The 1,644-nt window shown below is 68.7% G+C and carries 1 protein-coding gene and 2 pseudogenes; 1 reads left to right on the top strand and 2 read right to left on the bottom strand.

The window, feature by feature from the left end:
- Positions 1–228: pseudogene (locus ABZZ74_RS54080) on the top strand (Ku protein); the annotation flags it as partial.
- 226 nt (positions 229–454) lie between these two features.
- Here ABZZ74_RS54080 and ABZZ74_RS54075 read toward each other — a convergent pair.
- A pseudogene (locus ABZZ74_RS54075) lies at positions 455–556 on the bottom strand (DDE endonuclease); the annotation flags it as partial.
- Between the two features lie 187 nt (positions 557–743).
- Positions 744–1,337: an IS630 family transposase gene (locus ABZZ74_RS54070; RefSeq protein ID WP_356951434.1), complete on the bottom strand. Its 594-nt coding sequence runs from the start codon at positions 1,335–1,337 to the stop codon at positions 744–746.
- Between the last annotated feature and the right edge of the window lie 307 nt (positions 1,338–1,644).

Genomic DNA, 1,644 nt, shown 5'->3' with positions numbered 1-1,644 from the left:
CCGGGGCAGGTGCTGGACCTGATGTCCGCCCTGCAGCAGTCGGTGGACAAGGCGCGCTCCTCACGCGGCGAGGCCGCCGACGCCGACGTCCACGAGCTGACCCGGGCCAAGAAGAGTCCGGCGAAGAAGACGCCGGCCAAGAAGACCGCGGCCAAGACCGCCAAGAAGACGACCACCGCCAAGAAGACGGCGAAGAAGACCGCCGGCCGCAAGCCGCGCAGCGCCTGACCCCGGCGCACCCGCGTGTCGGCACGGCGGGAATGTCGGGCGGGCCGGGGCTGTTGTGGAGGGCGTGGGAGTGAAGGGGACTGTGTCCCCGGGCCTCACCTATTGCATGCAGGGACGATTTGCGCTTCACCGCGCGGGTGATCTGGCCGAGGTCGGCCGCAGCGAGGTTGCCGATGTCACGCTTGACCAGCGACCAGACGCCCTCGGTCGGGTTGAGGTCCGGGGCATAAGTGGGCAGCTGGAATACGGTGAGCCACTCGGCGTTCGCGTCGATGAACTCGCGCATGCCGACCGTCAGGTGCAGGCGGACGTTGTCCCAGACCAGCACGATCGGTCCGCCGAGCTGGATGCGAGCGCGGACGATGAGGTCGCGGAAGTCGCGCCAGCCAAAGCCCTTCGGCTCGTCCTTGCGGTCCCGATACTCGCGGATCGCGTAGATCAGCCGGACTGCTGGCCCGGCTTGTAGCAGGCCATACCCGCCATCTACACGTGCCCCGAGCCCCGGCCCCTCACCCTCACGACCGGGTCTGGCCGATCCGGCCCCAGGTCCTGGCGCGCGGCGGAGTCATCGACTGCCCGGCCTCGTCCTCGAAAACGATCCAGGCCCCGCGCTCCGCCGCGGTGCTCTTACCCGCGGCCCAGGAGGTCTCCTTCTTCCACACCTCGACCGCTTCGTCATCGCGCTCGATCGCGCGCCTGGTGGGCTGCTGCCAGCTCCAGCCGTGGCGCTTCAGCAGCCGCCAGGTGCCCTCGACCGTGTAGGAGACGTGGAAGAGCCGGCCAATCAGCGTCTTGATCCGTGCCAGGGTCCACCGCTGGTCCGCCCAGCCGTGAGCCAGTGGACCACGCTCCAACTCCCGCTCCAGCCTGGCGATCTGGGCGTCACTGAGTCGAGGTCTTCCCGGCGACCCCTTCGACAGGACTCCCGCCTCGCCGCCCTCGCGCCAAGCCCGGCGCCACCGCTCGACCGACCGCACGCTGATCCGCAGGGCAGCGGCAATCTCCGCGATCTTCTGCCCGCCCTCGAAACGCTCCACGGCCTGGAGCCGTAACCGCTCCCGCGTGGTCCTCTCGGCGTCGGTCAGCCCGCCGCCCTGCGCATACCTCACACCCAACGGCTACAGGTGCCGACGGCCAACTGTCAGGCGAACGGCACCGACATCACCCAATCAAGTTCAGTACCTCAGCCGCGAGCGAGATGGACGACGCACGCGATACACCCTCCGCCTGGACGGAAGACTTCGACACCCGGCGGAGGCTCACCTGCCTGTCACAGCCCGGCTGGAGCTCTTCACCGGCCACGACCACGTGGGCCTTAGGTGCTGTTTCTCGGATCATGTGCGGAGCCAGACGATGAGTGCTGCGAGGGTGACTGTGCCGAGGTAGGTGTAGGCCCGTTTCTCGTAGCGTGTGGCG

It is taken from the genome of Streptomyces sp. NPDC006476 (assembly GCF_040612015.1).
In the GTDB taxonomy this organism is placed as follows: domain Bacteria; phylum Actinomycetota; class Actinomycetes; order Streptomycetales; family Streptomycetaceae; genus Streptomyces; species Streptomyces griseorubiginosus_B.
This window is presented reverse-complemented; position numbering and strand designations above follow the sequence as displayed.